At 38.9% G+C, this 16,765-nt stretch carries 15 protein-coding genes; 9 read left to right on the forward strand and 6 right to left on the reverse strand.

Features of this window, described 5'->3' with window-relative positions:
* Window position 1: 1 nt before the first annotated feature.
* Complete coding sequence (dcd, locus tag INP94_RS06575) at window positions 2–583, reverse strand: dCTP deaminase (RefSeq protein WP_005696382.1); 582 nt, start codon at window positions 581–583, stop codon at window positions 2–4.
* An 8-nt stretch (window positions 584–591) separates the two neighbouring features.
* The gene (udk, locus tag INP94_RS06580) at window positions 592–1,233 is read right to left on the reverse strand and encodes a uridine kinase (RefSeq protein ID WP_197543070.1); all 642 of its coding nucleotides are present in this window, start codon (window positions 1,231–1,233) and stop codon (window positions 592–594) included.
* 186 nt (window positions 1,234–1,419) lie between these two features.
* Here udk and INP94_RS06585 point away from each other — a divergent pair, with 186 nt between their 5' ends.
* From INP94_RS06585 to INP94_RS06625, 9 genes are all read left to right on the forward strand, one after another.
* Window positions 1,420–2,460 (forward strand): ABC transporter substrate-binding protein, encoded by a 1,041-nt coding sequence (locus tag INP94_RS06585; protein ID WP_014065145.1) that lies wholly within the window; start codon window positions 1,420–1,422, stop codon window positions 2,458–2,460.
* 135 nt (window positions 2,461–2,595) lie between these two features.
* Window positions 2,596–3,633 (forward strand): ABC transporter substrate-binding protein, encoded by a 1,038-nt coding sequence (locus INP94_RS06590; RefSeq protein ID WP_197543071.1) that lies wholly within the window; start codon window positions 2,596–2,598, stop codon window positions 3,631–3,633.
* 65 nt (window positions 3,634–3,698) lie between these two features.
* Entirely contained in the window at window positions 3,699–5,756 is a 2,058-nt protein-coding gene (locus INP94_RS06595; RefSeq protein ID WP_070868908.1) for an ABC transporter permease, read from the forward strand.
* A 24-nt stretch (window positions 5,757–5,780) separates the two neighbouring features.
* Complete coding sequence (gene fbpC, locus INP94_RS06600) at window positions 5,781–6,833, forward strand: ferric ABC transporter ATP-binding protein (RefSeq protein WP_197543072.1); 1,053 nt, start codon at window positions 5,781–5,783, stop codon at window positions 6,831–6,833.
* A 145-nt stretch (window positions 6,834–6,978) separates the two neighbouring features.
* Window positions 6,979–8,934: a site-specific recombinase gene (locus INP94_RS06605; protein WP_197543073.1), complete on the forward strand. Its 1,956-nt coding sequence runs from the start codon at window positions 6,979–6,981 to the stop codon at window positions 8,932–8,934.
* A gap of 114 nt (window positions 8,935–9,048) precedes the next feature.
* Window positions 9,049–9,978, forward strand: a complete 930-nt coding sequence (locus INP94_RS06610; protein WP_005697769.1) for a LysR family transcriptional regulator — start codon at window positions 9,049–9,051, stop codon at window positions 9,976–9,978.
* Between the two features lie 9 nt (window positions 9,979–9,987).
* On the forward strand, window positions 9,988–10,713 hold the full coding sequence (gene azlC, locus INP94_RS06615) for an azaleucine resistance protein AzlC (RefSeq protein ID WP_197543074.1): 726 nt from the start codon (window positions 9,988–9,990) through the stop codon (window positions 10,711–10,713).
* On the forward strand, window positions 10,710–11,039 hold the full coding sequence (locus INP94_RS06620) for a branched-chain amino acid transport AzlD family protein (protein ID WP_197543075.1): 330 nt from the start codon (window positions 10,710–10,712) through the stop codon (window positions 11,037–11,039). The genes azlC and INP94_RS06620 overlap by 4 nt, the downstream gene beginning before the upstream one ends.
* Window positions 11,040–11,161: 122 nt before the next feature.
* On the forward strand, window positions 11,162–11,407 hold the full coding sequence (locus INP94_RS06625) for a YgjV family protein (RefSeq protein WP_197543076.1): 246 nt from the start codon (window positions 11,162–11,164) through the stop codon (window positions 11,405–11,407).
* Between the two features lie 21 nt (window positions 11,408–11,428).
* Here INP94_RS06625 and INP94_RS06630 read toward each other — a convergent pair whose 3' ends face one another.
* The 4 genes from INP94_RS06630 to guaB form a co-directional block, all read right to left on the reverse strand.
* Window positions 11,429–12,361: an AEC family transporter gene (locus INP94_RS06630; RefSeq protein WP_197543077.1), complete on the reverse strand. Its 933-nt coding sequence runs from the start codon at window positions 12,359–12,361 to the stop codon at window positions 11,429–11,431.
* A gap of 77 nt (window positions 12,362–12,438) precedes the next feature.
* Window positions 12,439–14,010, reverse strand: coding sequence for a glutamine-hydrolyzing GMP synthase (gene guaA / locus INP94_RS06635; protein ID WP_197543078.1), 1,572 nt, complete (start codon window positions 14,008–14,010; stop codon window positions 12,439–12,441).
* Between the two features lie 43 nt (window positions 14,011–14,053).
* Window positions 14,054–15,229 carry an Ntn hydrolase family protein gene (locus INP94_RS06640; protein ID WP_197543079.1) on the reverse strand — a complete coding sequence of 392 codons (1,176 nt, stop codon included), beginning with the start codon at window positions 15,227–15,229 and terminating at the stop codon, window positions 14,054–14,056.
* A gap of 59 nt (window positions 15,230–15,288) precedes the next feature.
* Complete coding sequence (gene guaB / locus INP94_RS06645) at window positions 15,289–16,752, reverse strand: IMP dehydrogenase (RefSeq protein ID WP_197543080.1); 1,464 nt, start codon at window positions 16,750–16,752, stop codon at window positions 15,289–15,291.
* Window positions 16,753–16,765 lie beyond the last annotated feature (13 nt).

Here is a 16,765-nt window from a genome sequence, read left to right on the forward strand (position 1 = left end):
ATTAATCCTCATTAATTCGGCTCGCTACCGCATTTTGTTGATGTTTGTATTTCGCATCTTTACGGCTGGTATAAGGACGTGCAGCAGGGCCACTTAACACTTCAAAACTTAAAGCACCAATCACCATATTTGGACGTAATGCCAAAGGTAATTTGCCTGAGTTATAAAACTCTAACACAATTTTACCTTCCCAACCTGGATCAATACGATGAGCGGTCACGTGCACCATTAAACCTAAACGAGCAAGTGAAGAACGACCATCTAGCCAACCGATAATATTGGCAGGGAGTTTCACTGACTCCAATGTAGTTGCTAACGCCAACATACCTGGATGTAAGAAGAAGGCTTCATCATCACCGATAATAATTTCGTCACTCATCACGGATTCAAGTTGAGCAGAGACTTCTTCTTTCGGTCCACTTAAATCAATATAAGGCGCGGAATGTTCACGAAATACGCGAAATGAATTGCCTAAACGCACATCAATGGTCGCACCATTGATTTTGTCATTTTCAGGACGAGGCGTTAAAGAAATAATGCCATCATCTAGATAGCGTTCGATATCGGTATCGCAAAGACGCATGATTTTTCCTATTTTTGGTTTAACAAATGAAGAATTTGAGCTTTTAACATATTGATCGCAATACGGTTTTTACCACCACGAGGAATCACGATATCCGCATATTGTTTTGATGGTTCGATAAATTGCATGAACATTGGGCGCACAGTTGCACGATATTGATCAATCACAGATTGTAGTGAACGACCACGTTCTTCCATATCACGTTGTAAACGACGGATAAAACAAATGTCTAATGGTGTATCCACGAAGACAGAAATATCGGCTAATTGGCGAACTCGCTCATCAGTAAGCAATAAGATCCCTTCTAAAATCACAATTTTTTTCGGCGTGAAGTGTTTGGTTTCACCTGTTCTGGTGTGTTCAACATAACTATAGACCGGAATATCCACGGCAGTTCCGTTTTTTAAGTCTTTTAAGTGTTGAATGAGTAAATCTCTGTCCATTGAATTCGGGTGGTCATAGTTCATTTTCACACGTTCACTCATTTCCAAATGACTTTGATCTTTGTAGTAGCTGTCTTCTGCAATGATGCCAATTTCTTGGCAACCTAATTCATTACAAAGTTCTTTGTGAACGGTAGATGCAATGGAGCTTTTCCCTGAAGCGGATGCCCCCGTGATAGCAATGATGATACAAGATGAGTTTGACATAAAACGTCCTCAAAAAACGGAAGGTAAAAATTAGTGGGATTATAAAGAAAAATCAGTTTAAATTCACCTTTCTTTTTTATTTAAATTTTTTAAATTTGTGAAGTAGTTCACGGAATTTCTTTTCGTTTTCGCTTACGATGTGCTCGTTTTTATTATTTCATCAGTGTTATTTATGAGGAGTGTACGATGAAAATGAATAAAATTTCTCTCTCCATTTCAACCGCACTTTTAGCTGCAGGCTTCATGACATCATCAGCCGTTAATGCTCAAGGGCGTTTAGTGGTGTATTGTAGTGCGACCAATATTCTTTGTGAAACGACAACGAAAGCCTTTGGCGAAAAATATGATGTGAAAACCTCATTTATTCGCAACGGTTCAGGCAGTACGTTTGCAAAAGTTGAAGCGGAAAAAAATAACCCTCAAGCAGACGTTTGGTTTGGTGGTACATTTGACCCTCAAGCACAAGCAGCTGAATTGGGTTTAATCGAACCTTATAAATCTAAACACATTGATGAAATTGTTGAACGTTTCCGTGATCCAGCGAAAACCAAAGGGCATTATGTCTCTGCGATTTACATGGGGATCTTAGGTTTTGGTGTGAATACCGAGCGTTTAGCAAAATTAGGTATTAAAGAAGTACCAAAATGCTGGAAAGATTTAACCGATCCTCGCTTAAAAGGCGAAGTGCAAATTGCTGACCCACAAAGTGCGGGTACAGCATACACTGCATTGGCTACTTTCGTTCAACTTTGGGGTGAAGAAAAAGCCTTTGATTTCTTAAAAGCATTACATCCAAACGTATCTCAATACACCAAATCAGGTGTTACCCCATCTCGTAATGCAGCACGTGGTGAAACGGCGGTAGGTATCGGTTTCTTACACGATTATGCACTTGAAAAACGTCAAGGTGCACCATTGGAATTAGTGGTGCCTTGCGAAGGTACTGGCTATGAATTAGGTGGCGTGAGTATCTTAAAAGGTGCGCGTAACATCGATAATGCAAAATTATTCGTGGATTGGGCATTATCTAAAGAAGGTCAAGAGTTAGCATGGAAACAAGGTGATTCTTTACAAATCTTAACCAACACCACAGCGGAACAATCGCCAACCGCGTTTGATCCAAGTAAACTTAATCTGATCAATTATGACTTTGAAAAATACGGTGCAACCGAACAACGCAAAGCCTTAATTGAAAAATGGGTTCAAGATGTTAAATTAGCGAAATAGTATTTAAAGTGCGGTTGAAAAACATGAGATTTTTGACCGCACTTTTGCCATTTTAGCCCCACTAAATAGTTTTTACGTGGGTTTCTACGATGAGCGTATCAGCTCATCTTCTTTTATAAACACAGGAGTGAACCAATGAAAATGTCTAATGTTGCTTTAGCACTTTCTAGTGTTGTATTTGGTGGCGTGTTGCTAAGCGCTCACGCATCTGCTGCAGAAGGCCGTTTAGTGGTTTATTGTAGTGCACAAAATACGATGTGCGAGCAAGAAACCATGGCGTTTGAGAAAAAATACGGTATCAAAACCAGTTTTATTCGTGGTGGTACAGGTACAATTTTAGCCAAAATTGATGCTGAGAAAGCTAACCCTCAAGGGGATGTATGGTATGGCGGTACGCTTGATCCACATTCTCAAGCAGGTGAAATGGGTTTACTTGAAGCATATAAGTCACCAAATCTCGCACAAATTCCTGAGCAGTTTAGAGACCCCGCTAAAATTAAAGGCAACTATTCTTCAGCGATTTATCTCGGTGTATTAGGTTTTGGGATTAACCCAGAACGTTTGAAAAAGCTCAATTTGCCGACACCAAAATGTTGGAAAGATTTAGCCGATCCTGCGTATCGTAATGAGATCCAAGCAGCCGATCCACAAAGTTCTGGAACAGGTTATACACAATTAGCCACCTATATCCAACTTTGGGGCGAGGATGACGCATTCAAATATCTCAAAGAACTCAATAAAAACGTTTCCCAATATACCAAATCCGGTAACACCGCAACCCGTAATACAGCGCGTGGTGAAACCGCAATCGGAATTGGTTTTTTACATGAATATTCTTTAGAGAAAGCAAAAGGCGCACCAGTTGAATTAGTTGTTCCTTGCGAAGGTACAGGCTATGAAATTGGTGGTGTGAGCATTATTAAAGGTGCAAGAAACCTTGAAAATGCGAAATTATTTGTGGATTGGGCGTTATCAAAAGAAGCGCAAGAGCTAACCTGGAAAAAAGGAGAAGCGTATTCTATTTTAACCAATAGCACCGCTGAGCAATCGCCTTATGCGCTCGATTTTAAATCCATCAATTTAATTAATTATGATTTTGACAAATACGGCTCAAGTGATTTACGTAAACGTTTGATCACAAAATGGGTCGATGATGTAAAATTAGCAAAATAATGATGTATACATAGCGAAATAATAGCTATTATATTATTTCGCTTTTTTCTTTTATGCGAGGTTGTATGAACGCAAATAAACTTCCTATTATCCAATCCGCTAACTTTTGGATAATTCTTGCAGTGATTGCATTTTTTCTTCTACCTTCCCACGCTTTAGATTATGGCTTGTTTGAAAGTACAAGTGATGAATATCTAGGTGCAATGGGGTGGTCTTCATTAGATATTACGGCATTATGGTTTTTACCGGTTATTTTATACGGTTTGATGCCACTTCTTAAATTACCGAAGGATACACAAGCGAAAGCTGAGCTGTATCTTATTGCAGCCGCGACATTATTTATCTTTGTCAGTGCGACAATTTGTAAAGTCAGCATGGGTTATTCAGTGATTGTATTAATCGCAAGTTTAACCGCATTGGCGACGTTTTCTTTCGCTAAATTGAAAGTGATGCAAGGGGATAAATTTATTATCGCCTCTTTACTTTGCATTATCTTATTAATTTTCTTCTTCATCGTTTACCCGACATTGGCGATCTTTGTGTCCATGTTCTATGACGGTGATACTTTTGCACCACAACAAGTGATGCGAATTTTGACTCAAAGCTACATTGTACGTGTGATTAGTAACTCGCTATTCTTATCAGGCTTTGTAGGTATCGTATCAACGATTTTCGGTTTGGCATTTGCACTTTATACCACCCGTATTGCTCGTAGAACGGCATTCATTGGTAAAATTTTCTCTATTTTACCAATCGTAACTCCACCATTCGTTGTGGGTTTAGGGGTCACATTAATGCTTGGCCGTTCTGGTTATGTGACGGAGTTCTTAGCTTCAACATTTGGATTTGAGAACCATAACTGGTTATACGGTTTTAACGGGATTGCCATTGCGCAGATTCTTGCTTTTGCACCGATTTCATTCATGATTTTAGATGGGGCATTAAAATCGGTTCATCCATCAATTGAAGAAGCGTCTTACACCTTGCGTGCAAATCGTTACCAAACATTCTTCAATATCATTTTCCCATTACTACGTCCGGCATTGGCAAACTCATTCTTAATCGTGTTTATCCAATCCTTAGCGGACTTTAGTAACCCATTAGTATTGGGTGGTAGTTTTGACGTCATCGCGACACAAATCTACTTCTATATTGCAGGCTCACAATTAGATTATGCTTCAGCAAGTACTTTAGGTTCGATGCTTTTAATCTTCTCATTAGCTGTATTTATCATCCAATATATTTGGATTGGTAACCGCTCTTATGTAACCGTTTCAGGTAAATCCTATCGCGGTGACGTACAAGATTTACCAACCGGCTTAAAATATACCATCATCGGTATGCTTGGTTTCTGGGTACTCTTTAACTTAGCGTTATACGGCAGTATTTTCTATGGTAGTTTCACCGTAAACTGGGGTGTGGATTACACCTTAACCTTGAAAAACTATGCGATGTTATTCGGACAAGGCTTAAGTGATGGGGCATGGCCATCATTGATTAATACCTTAATCTATGCAGGAATTGCCGCACCATTGACCGCACTTTTCGGTTTATTAATTGCGTATATTGTGGTGCGTAAAGATTTCCAAGGTAAAAAATCTCTTGAGTTCTTAACCATGCTTTGCTTCGCCGTACCAGGAACCGTTGCAGGGGTGTCTTATATTTTAGCCTTTAACAATGCGCCACTTTACATTACAGGTACCAGCATTATCGTGATCATTTCAATGGTGATGCGTGATTTACCAATCGGTATGCGTGCAGCGATTGCAGGTCTTGGTCAATTAGATAAATCACTCGATGAAGCGTCTCTTTCTTTAAAAGGTAGCTCATGGAAAACCTTGTGGTTTATCGTTTTACCATTGTTAAAACCAGCGTTACTTTCAGCATTGGTCACCAGCTTCGTTCGTGCGATGACTACCGTGAGTGCGATTATCTTCTTAGTCACCGCTGATACACGAGTGGCAACAGCCTATATTTTAAACCGTGTAGAAGATGGTGAATATGGTGTTGCTATCGCATACGGTTCGATTTTAATCATCGTGATGATGGCCATTATTTTATTCTTTGACTGGATTGTGGGTGATACCCGAATTTCCCGTTCTAAAGCGAAAAAAATGAATTAACTCGTTAAGTTGTAGGTAAATATTATGAGTAATAATGATTTCTTAGTATTAAAAAATATCACCAAATCTTTTGGTAAATCCACAGTCATTGATAATTTAGATTTAACCATTAAACGTGGCACTATGGTCACCTTATTAGGGCCATCTGGTTGTGGTAAAACCACTGTGTTACGTTTGGTGGCAGGCTTAGAAAATCCAACTTCAGGTCAAATTTTTATTGATGGTGAAGATGTAACTAAATCATCTATTCAAAATCGTGATATTTGTATCGTATTCCAATCTTATGCGTTATTCCCACACATGAGTATCGGTGATAACGTTGGCTACGGTTTACGTATGCAAGGCGTGGGTAAAGAAGAACGTGCTAAACGTGTAAAAGAAGCGTTAGAGTTGGTTGACTTAGCGGGGTTTGAAGATCGTTTTGTGGATCAAATTTCGGGTGGTCAACAACAACGTGTGGCATTAGCACGTGCGTTAGTATTAAAACCAAAAGTATTACTTTTTGATGAACCATTAAGTAACTTGGATGCAAACTTACGTCGTTCTATGCGTGAAAAAATCCGTGAATTACAACAAAGTTTAGGTATTACCTCACTTTATGTGACCCACGACCAGACCGAAGCATTTGCGGTATCCGATGAAGTTATTGTGATGAATAAAGGTAAAATCATGCAAAAAGCGCCAGCCAAAGAGCTTTATTTGCGTCCAAATTCTTTATTCCTTGCAAACTTCATGGGCGAATCGAGCATCTTTGAAGGTAAATTGGAAAATAACACCATTGACGTGAATGGCTACAAATTACCATTAAGCAATGCGGCACAATTCAATTTACCAGATGGTGAATGCTTAGTAGGCGTACGTCCTGAAGCAATTTACTTAAAAGCAGAAGGCGAGGCAGCACAACAATGTGAAATCAAGAGTGCGGTCTATATGGGTAACCACTGGGAAGTGGTGGCGATTTGGGCTGGCAAAGAATTGCTCATTAATACTAAACCTGAAGACTTCAATGCTAATCTCAAACAAGCTTATGTAAATTTCTCTGAACAAGGTATTTTCTTGTTGAAGAAAGAGAGATAATGTCAATCTAAAGGCGTATGGAAACATACGCCTTTTCTTTTAAAATCCTTTCAAAATTGACCGCACTTTTCCGCTCATTTTTATTTTCCCTAACAAATCTGTATAATATTTACCTTTTGAATATAAACGATTGAAGGAGGAAAGCATGATAAAACCTGATACTTTGCCGCAATTTTTGCGTAATAAAGTCGAGGAAAATGATGCCTTTGGTCTTGTGGAAGGGCTGTGCCAATTATTACGTAATAGCCCCACAGAAAAAATTTCTCCGACCTTGCATTTATTTAAGTTTATCTTAAAAAACGATAAAGAATTAGGCTGTTCTGTCTCGAAATTATTATGCGGTTGGTTATGTGGTTTACGCCTTTATCCCTTGTTTATTAGTAGTGGCATTCTTACGCGTGGCGGTTTTGGACAGGAAATGAAAACGCGTATTTATGAGCGTTTTAATCCTTCTTTTAAAGATATTAATGATTTACGTGATATTTTTTATTTATTGTTTAGCGATAAAAATGATGCCCGCTGGATTGATGCCGTTCCGTTAAAAACGTGGCGAGGCGTATTTGGCGTTTTAACCCGTTATACAGAACAAAAAGATCGCGAACGTTTAAAAAATCATATTGAAAGTGAAGGGCTATTTGCCATTGAAATGCTTTCAATTTGGATTGCAGCTGAAGATATGGATCCTGAGTTGATGCGAATGGAGCCTTCTCTGTTGAATGCAGATTCGCCTTTTGTGGCTTTACACCATGAAGTAGTTGATTGGGTAGAGGCGCGTCGTCAATCAACAGTTTTTGATGATAGCCATTTACAGGTAATGTTTGATCAATGTAAGGCATTGATTATTGGCTTACAGAAACGTGGGGCGGTAGTGGGATCATCCTTAAATACGGCATATTTATTGGAACGTCTTTCCCAGACTTTAGAACGGTTAGAAACCTTGATGGCGATTTTTGTTTCAAATCGCTATTTGCCGCGTCGAATCTTATTATTAACCGGTTGTTTTGCTCGTGCAGCAGCAGAACGACATAGTATTTCGCGACTATGGAAACAAAGCTCAGGATTGATGGCTCGTAGTGTTACGCAGAATGCAGGCGATCATGGTGAGCATTACATTACTCGAGATAAAAAAGAGTATTGGGCAATGTTTTATTCTGCCGCGGGTGGTGGGGTATTAATTGCACTGATGGCGCTATTTAAAATCTATCTAGGTAGCATTATTGATGACAAAGTCTGGAAAGGGATTGCCGAAGGCTTAAATTACGGCTTAGGTTTCATGGTGATCTTTATGCTTCATTTCACGGTGGCAACCAAACAGCCGGCCATGACTGCAGCCCGTTTTGCTGAGGCTGTTGAGAAAACGCCTCAAGGTAAAACCGTCAATATGAAATTAGCTCAATTATTAGTGGATGTATTTCGCTCTCAAAGTATTGCGGTACTAGGCAATGTGCTCATTGCGATGGGTTTAGCCGCATTGATTGCGTTTGGTTACCAATATAAAACAGGTGAGCCATTGATGAATGCCGATCAAATCGCATATCAGTTGCATAGTATTGATCCTTTTGCGGGAACCTTATGGTTTGCCGCCATTGCAGGTGTATGGTTATTCTGTTCGGGGATTATTTCGGGCTATTTTGATAACCGTAGCAATTATTTGAATATGCGTATGCGTTTAACTCAGCATCCGTTATTGAAAAAACTAATGTCTGAGAAGACTCGCGTGAAATTTGCTAATTATATGCATGAGAATTATGGCTCGCTAATTGGTAACCTTTGCTTTGGTATGCTGCTTGGGATTACCGGTGTGGTGGGGTACTTAACGCATCTTCCGTTAGATATTCGTCATGTGGCATTTTCATCTGCAAATGTGGGCTATATTGCCGTGAGCGGACATTTTACCTATTCATTGCTTTTACAATGCATTGCTTTTGTATTGTTGATTGGTTTAGTGAATTTAATTGTCAGTTTTTCATTAACGCTTTGGGTTGCACTGCGTTCTTTGAATGCGGAAATTGATAGCTGGTGGCCAATTTGGCATGAAGTTTGTCAAATTGTGAAAAAACGTCCATTGAGCTTATTTCTTCCTGTTCAATTAGATAAATAATCGGCTTAAGTGCGGTCAAAAATATCAACGTTTTTGACCGCACTTTCTTTTCGACAAATTTAATTTGCGTTATCATGTTGCTCATCTAATGCTATAACTTTATGAATTATTCTAATGAAACCCACATTTCTTGAACTTCGTCACCTAAGAACCTTGCTTGCTTTAAAGGAAACAGGCAGTGTTTCAATGGCGGCAAAACGTGTTTATTTAACACAATCGGCACTTTCTCACCAAATTAAGTTAATGGAAGAGCAATTTGGTTTACCTCTTTTTGAGCGTAAAAGTAATCCATTGCGTTTTACCGCAGCAGGCGATCGTTTGATTCGTCTTGCCAATGAAATTCTTCCGAAAGTGGTTGATGCAGAACGTGAGCTCGCACGCGTAAAACACGGTGATGCAGGGCAGTTAAGAATTGCGGTGGAGTGTCATACCTGTTTCGACTGGTTAATGCCTGCGATGGATGAATTTCGTCAGCATTGGAGCTTGGTAGAATTGGATATTGTGTCAGGTTTTCACACGGATCCGGTTGGATTGTTATTATCTCATCGTGCAGATTGGGCGATTGTGTCTGAAGTTGAACAAAATGATGATGTTTTATTTAAGCCGTTATTTTCTTATGAAATGGTGGGAATTTGTTCTAAAGATCATCCATTAGCCAATAAAGAGGTTTGGCAGGCAGAAGATTTCGCTGAAGAAACTTGGGTAACCTATCCCGTGCCTGATGATATGTTGGATTTATATCGTCAAGTATTGAAACCGAAAGGTATTAATCCGCCTCGTCGTACAACAGAGCTAACGATCGCTTTGATCCAGTTAGTAGCGAGTCGTCGAGGCATTGCTACCGTGCCTTATTGGGCGGCATTACCTTATTTAGAAAAAGGGTATGTGGTGGCGCGTAAAATTACAGAAGAAGGGTTGTACAGTAACCTCTATGCCGCGATTCGTAAAGAAGATGCTAATTTAGCTTATATCGAAGATTTCCATCAAACAGTAAAAGCACAAAGTTTTTCGACCTTACCTGGTTTGTCTGTTTTAGAGTTGTAGTAGGTCAATATGTCAGAAGTCGTGACAGAAAATCCCATCAAAGCCGCAGCAAAAGCGGCATTTCCTTACAGCATGCCAATGCTTGCCGGCTTTTTATTTTTAGGCATAGCATACGGCATTTACATGAAAGCACTTGGATTCGGTGTTTGGTTCCCCGTTGCAATGGCAGCACTCATTTATGCGGGCTCCGTGGAATTTATTGCGGCTGCTGCATTAGTTATGCCTTTTTCGCCTTTAAGTGTTGCGTTGGTTACGCTGATGGTAAGTGGGCGCCAAATTTTTTATGGTATTTCCATGTTAGAAAAATATGGTGCTCAACTCGGGAAAAAACGTTGGTATTTAATTAGTACCCTAGTCGATGAAAGTTTTTCCCTGAACTATATGGCGAAGATTCCTGATCATTTAGATAAAGGCTGGTACATGTTCTTTGTTAGTTTTTATCTCCATCTTTATTGGGTTGTAGGAGCTGGATTAGGTAATCTATTTGGTTCAATTATTCCTTTTGATTTAAAAGGGGTAGAGTTTGGTATGACCGCACTTTTCCTGGTGATTTTTGCTGAAAACTGGCTTAAAGAGAAATCTCATGAAAGCTCATTATTAGGTTTAGGTGTGGCTTTTGCATCGCTGTTAATTGTTGGGAAAGAGCACTTTTTGGTGCCAACACTCATTAGTATTTGGATTCTGTTAACCATAAGACGACCTAAACTTTCATCTAAATTGGAGGCACTAAAATGACATTGATGGAACAAATTATCACCATTGTGATTTGTATTGTGTGCGTGCAATTTACTCGATTATTGCCATTCTGGATTTTTCCCGCCAATCGCCAGATTCCGGACTATATTCGTTACCTTGGCAAAGTATTGCCTGCGGCGATGTTTGGGATGTTAGTGGTGTATTGCTATAAAAATGTGGATGTATTGAGTGGTTATCATGGCTTACCCGATTTCATTGCGGGTGCGTTGGTATTGGGGTTACATTTCTGGAAAAAGAACATGTTTCTTTCTATTTCGGCTGGCACAATTTTTTATATGTTTTTAGTGCAAAAAGTCTTTATCTAAGCGAATGTTGAGCGAAATAAAAATTTCTTGATATTGCAATCGGTTGCCTTTATTTCGCCTCTTTTCCTCGATTCCAAAATCTTTTATGATGCCGCCTCCAATCATTGTTGACGGAGAGATTTATGGAATTTAATTTCATCGAATTATTAGGTTATTTGGCAACATTCTTTGTGGCCGCGTCTTTTTTATTTAAATCGATTGTTCACTTGAGAGTTGTTAATGCAATTGGAGCGGTACTTTTTGTCGTTTACAGTTTGATCATCAAATCTTATCCAGTTGCGCTTCTAAACGCATTCTTAGTTTTCGTTAACTTATATCAACTTTATCGTTTGAAAAAAGAGCAGCCAGCATCAAAACTGCTTAAATAATTGACCGCACTTTTCCACGATTTACCCCCACATTTGATATAACGCAATCACCAGTGGCATAGTAAACATACAAAGCAGCGTCGTTACACCATAGATGGCGCTGGCTTTCTGTGGATTGTTGTTATAAATCACCGCCATTTGTGTCACAGTTGAAGCGGATGGGCTAGTGGTTGCTAAAAAGCTAATTAACACAATAATTTCGCCTTTTTCAGCCCAATGCACAAACCCAATCAGTTTTATTAATACCAATAATGCAATCGGAATAAGTAACAAGCGCAAAAGTGTGACTAAATAAATGCGTTTGGATGATACGATGCTCCGTAAAGGAATTGCCGCAATCAGCATACCCGCAACAAGCATGGCATTTGGACCAATAAATAAGCCAATGGAAGAGAGTGTACCATTGATAATACTTGGTAATTTTATTTGAAAAGCAAATAAAAATGCTCCGACGAGAATTGACCAAATATTGATATTTTTGGCAATCATCTTTAAGGATAAATTTCCTTTTCCTACAATAATCAAACGGCAATGTGTCCAAAATAGAAAAGTTTGTACCACAATAAAACAGCTGGCGTAAATGACCCATTCTTTGCCAAATAACGACATCACAATCGGAATAATTAAGTTACCAGAATTGGAATAAATGGAAGTGGCGTGTTCAATAGGATCAAGCTTTAGTAGGCGTTTCAATAGGCTACCAATAATAATCAGAATAATGTGAAGAAACACCGCCATAAGCAGTGAAAGCTGTAAACCTTGCAAGATTTCAGGCGTGTAATCAATTTGAAAGGCTTCAATCATTACCGCTGGACTAATGACATAAAGCCCAATAATGGAAAGCGGTTTACTATCTTCTGATTTTAATAGTTTTGATTTAACCAACCCATAGCCAATAAGTACAATGAGTGTCAGTTCAATAATTTTAGTGCCGAGTAAAAATGCGATGTCCATAGTGAATTTTGATGAGAGAAGTTATTGTTATAAAAGAAGAAAAGGGCAAAATAATTTGCCCTTTAAATTGATTTAGGTTACTCCCATTCTATCGTTGCTGGGGGTTTTCCGCTGATGTCGTACACCACGCGGGAAATGCCATTCACTTCGTTGATGATGCGGTTAGACACTTTGCCTAATAAATCATAAGGTAAATGAGCCCAATGTGCGGTCATAAAATCGATGGTTTCTACTGCACGTAGCGAGATCACCCAATCGTATTTACGGCCATCTCCCATCACACCTACAGATTTTACTGGTAAGAATACGCTGAAGGCTTGGCTAGTTTTTTCATACCAACCACTATTACGTAATTCTTCGATAAAGATTGCATCCGCACGGCGTAATAAATCGCAGTATTCTTTTTTCACTTCGCCTAATACACGCACGCCTAAACCTGGGCCAGGGAATGGGTGGCGGTTGATCATTTCAGCCGGTAAGCCTAATGCTAAACCGATTTTACGTACTTCATCTTTAAATAATTCACGTAACGGTTCAACTAAGCCAAGTTTCATATAGTCTGGTAAGCCACCTACGTTATGGTGAGATTTGATCACATGTGCTTTACCTGTTTTGCTTGCTGCAGATTCGATGACGTCAGGGTAGATCGTACCTTGTGCCAACCATTTTACATTAGTGAGTTTTTTCGATTCATCATCGAATACATCAACGAATACTTTACCGATAATTTTACGTTTCGCTTCAGGATCAGATACGCCTGCAAGTTCGCCTAAGAAACGGCTTTCAGCATCAACACGGGTAATATTTAAACCGAATTTATCACCGAACATTTCCATGACTTGGTCACCTTCGTGTAAGCGGAGTAAACCGTTATCCACGAATACGCAGTGTAAGTTTTTGCCGATAGCGCGGTGTAAAAGTAATGCAACCACAGAAGAGTCCACACCACCAGATAAACCTAAAATCACTTCATCATCACCCACTTGCTCTTTAATACGAGCAACGGCATCTTCAATGATATTTTCAGCTGTCCATTTAGTTTCGCAACCACAGATGTTAACTACAAAGTTGGTTAATAATTCCAAGCCTTTTTTAGTATGCGTTACTTCAGGGTGGAATTGTACACCGTAGAAACGACGATTTTCGTCAGACATTGCCGCAATTGGGCAGGTTGGCGTTGTGCCAGTTACTTTGAAGTTTTCTGGTAAGCGCGTTACTTTATCGCCGTGGCTCATCCAAACGTCTAATTTTGGCTCGCAAGCGGTCAAATTATTATTAAGATTTGCAAAAAGCGCTGTGGCATTTTCTAATGCTACAGAAGCATAGCCAAATTCACGATGATCAGAGGTTTCAGTTAAACCACCAAGTTGCATCGCCATTGTTTGCATACCGTAACAAATACCTAATACCGGCACGCCTGCATTAAATACGTATTCTGGTGCACGCGGGCTGTTTGCTTCTGTGGTACTTTCAGGACCACCTGAAAGAATAATCCCCGTTGGGTTAAATTCTCGGATTTGTTTTTCCGTCACGTCCCACGCCCAAAGTTCGCAGTACACACCAATTTCACGCACACGGCGTGCGATTAATTGCGTATATTGTGAACCAAAGTCGAGGATCAGGATTTTATGGTTGTGGATGTTTGTCATTGTTTACCTTAATAAATGGTTAATGATGTAATTGTTGAATAATCTATAAAATTTTTAGCATTTTTTGTTTTGGTAAAATTAAAGGCTGTAGTACTCTTTTCGATATACGAGTAAAAAAATTTTCTTCATTCATATAATCTAGTTTTATTTCCAATTCTGAATTTGAATATTTAATAGAAATAATTTTGTGATTATCATTTGGTAGGTAATGTATTGTTTTTGTATTCTGCATACCTACTGAAGCATAGATTATTACTTGGTTCGAATATAGGAATAATTCATTGGGGTTATCCAAAAAACTGTCATCTTTTAATGATCTAATTATATGTACTCTTTTTCTAAATTCACCTTTATTAATTTTGACTATATCATCATTTGGTATTTTCTCATTAAGATCAATTGTTGTTGAAAGAATTTCATCACTTTCATAACATTGCCTGGTATGAACTATCCTTTTTATGAAAAAATTATTTTGAATAAAACAGAAGTCAATAAATATCTGACAAATCCCATTTTTTATGAAATTTGGGATTTCAGAGATAGAATTGTAATAAAGCTGAGGAAGCGTATATATATTGTACAATGCACCGCATGATTTTCTTGCAAAAGATGAAAAACAATCTAAGTATAGGTAATCACTAGTTAGTTGTGATACTAATAATAAGGATGTGAGAATCTTTTCTTGGATATTCAGATGCGTGATTCCATCAATTAATTTAGAGTTTTTTAAGTAAAGATTCTGAACTTCATGGTAAAAATCACTGACTCCAGAGCCAATAGCCAAGATAGAATCAATTTTTCCTAATGGAATCTTATGAGCATTAACATAGTAATGAGAGAAATAGCCATCCTTATCCATATACATCAGGATAACACTAATTTCTAACTTAGAGCTGATTATATAGTTTTCTATATTTAGAACATCTATTTCATCTACAGTTTGATAAGATAATTTACTCTTAATATAATTTGATAGTTCTAATGCATCATTAACACTACCTGAATACATCATATAGTAAGTGTGATTTATGTCATCATTAATGGTTATTTTCCAAATTTTATTTGCAACTCCAGCAGGCTTATACCCATTTAGCCCTTCTCTATTTTCATTCTCAATTAAGGGTGTTGATAAATCTTTGATTCCTGATTTATTGCTAATTAGGTTATCTGTAATTGCGATAGGAAATGAATCTCTAAATAATAATGCACAAATTGTCATACTTAATAAGTAATAATTTAATTTAATTTTAAAAGGTGGGCTAAAGCCCACCCTACGGATTAGCCCATACGATAGTTTGGCGCTTCTTTAGTAATAGTTACATCGTGAACGTGGCTTTCTTTAATACCCGCACCACTGATGCGAACGAATTCTGCTTTCGTGCGTAATTCTTCAATGGTTGCGCAGCCAGTTAAGCCCATGCAAGAACGCAAGCCACCCATTTGTTGGTGGATGATTTCTTTTAAGTAACCTTTGTATGGAATACGGCCTTCGATACCTTCTGGTACGAGTTTGTCTGCAGCGTTATCAGATTGGAAGTAACGGTCTGATGAGCCTTTCGCCATCGCACCTAATGAACCCATACCACGGTAAGATTTAAATGCACGACCTTGATAAAGTTCGATTTCACCTGGTGCTTCTTCAGTACCGGCAAACATAGAACCAACCATTACACAGCTTGCGCCTGCAGCGATAGCTTTTGCAATATCACCAGAGAAACGAATACCACCGTCCGCGATAACTGGAATACCACGTTCTTTTAATGCCGCTGCCGCATCTGCGATAGCGGTGATTTGTGGAACACCTACACCGGTTACGATACGAGTTGTACAAATTGAACCTGGACCGATACCTACTTTCACTGCGCTTGCGCCTGCGTCTGCAAGTGCGATAGCACCTTCAGCAGTCGCTACGTTACCCGCAACGATAGGTAAGTTTGGATATTTTGCACGAGTTTCACGAACACGTTGTAACACACCTTCAGAGTGACCGTGAGAAGAGTCGATTAACAACACATCTACGCCGGCTTTCACTAAAGCATCAATACGTTCTTCGTTACCTGGGCCTGCACCTACAGCCGCACCGACACGTAAACGACCAAATTCATCTTTACATGCATTTGGTTTTTGTTCCGCTTTTTGGAAGTCTTTAACGGTGATCATGCCTTTTAATTTGAATGCATCATCTACTACAAGTACTTTCTCTACGCGGTTTTGATGCATTAATTCTAAAATTGTTTCACGGCTTGCACCTTCTTTTACGGTGACTAAGTCTTCTTTTTTCGTCATTAATTGTGAAACAGTTTTGCTTAAATCTTTTACGAAACGCGTGTCGCGGCCAGTAATGATACCGATTAAGTTATTTTCACCGTCTACAACAGGGTAGCCTGCGAAGCCGTTTTTCTTCACCATTTCAGCAAGTGCTGCAAGGGTCAAATCTGGCGAAACAGTGACAGGTTCAGAAACGATACCACTTTCGAATTTTTTCACTTTACGAACACGATCCGCTTGGCGTTCGATCGTCATATTTTTGTGAATAAAACCAATACCACCTTCTTGTGCTAAAGAGATTGCTAATTTGGTTTCTGTGACAGTATCCATTGCAGCAGAAAGCATCGGAATATTTAAGCGAATTTCTTTGGTGAGATGAGTTGAGAGGTTGGCAGTGTTCGGAAGAACAGTTGAATGAGCTGGGACGAGTAGAACGTCGTCAAAAGTCAGAGCTTCTTGTTTGATTCTAAGCATGGCAATATCTCGC

Origin of the sequence: Haemophilus parainfluenzae, assembly GCF_014931395.1 — a bacterium.
Taxonomy (GTDB): domain Bacteria; phylum Pseudomonadota; class Gammaproteobacteria; order Enterobacterales; family Pasteurellaceae; genus Haemophilus_D.

What these genes read in the sequence shown, in the direction of transcription:
- INP94_RS06605 (WP_197543073.1), top strand. Translation starts at nt 6,979, where the DNA reads ATGATAAAACCTGATACTTTGCCGCAATTTTTGCGTAATAAAGTCGAG.
- INP94_RS06590 (WP_197543071.1), top strand. Translation starts at nt 2,596, where the DNA reads ATGAAAATGTCTAATGTTGCTTTAGCACTTTCTAGTGTTGTATTTGGT.
- INP94_RS06625 (WP_197543076.1), top strand. Translation starts at nt 11,162, where the DNA reads ATGGAATTTAATTTCATCGAATTATTAGGTTATTTGGCAACATTCTTT.
- dcd (WP_005696382.1), bottom strand. Translation starts at nt 583, where the DNA reads ATGCGTCTTTGCGATACCGATATCGAACGCTATCTAGATGATGGCATT.
- INP94_RS06585 (WP_014065145.1), top strand. Translation starts at nt 1,420, where the DNA reads ATGAAAATGAATAAAATTTCTCTCTCCATTTCAACCGCACTTTTAGCT.
- INP94_RS06640 (WP_197543079.1), bottom strand. Translation starts at nt 15,229, where the DNA reads ATGACAATTTGTGCATTATTATTTAGAGATTCATTTCCTATCGCAATT.
- udk (WP_197543070.1), bottom strand. Translation starts at nt 1,233, where the DNA reads ATGTCAAACTCATCTTGTATCATCATTGCTATCACGGGGGCATCCGCT.
- guaB (WP_197543080.1), bottom strand. Translation starts at nt 16,752, where the DNA reads ATGCTTAGAATCAAACAAGAAGCTCTGACTTTTGACGACGTTCTACTC.
- INP94_RS06610 (WP_005697769.1), top strand. Translation starts at nt 9,049, where the DNA reads ATGAAACCCACATTTCTTGAACTTCGTCACCTAAGAACCTTGCTTGCT.
- guaA (WP_197543078.1), bottom strand. Translation starts at nt 14,010, where the DNA reads ATGACAAACATCCACAACCATAAAATCCTGATCCTCGACTTTGGTTCA.
- azlC (WP_197543074.1), top strand. Translation starts at nt 9,988, where the DNA reads ATGTCAGAAGTCGTGACAGAAAATCCCATCAAAGCCGCAGCAAAAGCG.
- INP94_RS06630 (WP_197543077.1), bottom strand. Translation starts at nt 12,361, where the DNA reads ATGGACATCGCATTTTTACTCGGCACTAAAATTATTGAACTGACACTC.
- INP94_RS06620 (WP_197543075.1), top strand. Translation starts at nt 10,710, where the DNA reads ATGACATTGATGGAACAAATTATCACCATTGTGATTTGTATTGTGTGC.
- INP94_RS06595 (WP_070868908.1), top strand. Translation starts at nt 3,699, where the DNA reads ATGAACGCAAATAAACTTCCTATTATCCAATCCGCTAACTTTTGGATA.
- fbpC (WP_197543072.1), top strand. Translation starts at nt 5,781, where the DNA reads ATGAGTAATAATGATTTCTTAGTATTAAAAAATATCACCAAATCTTTT.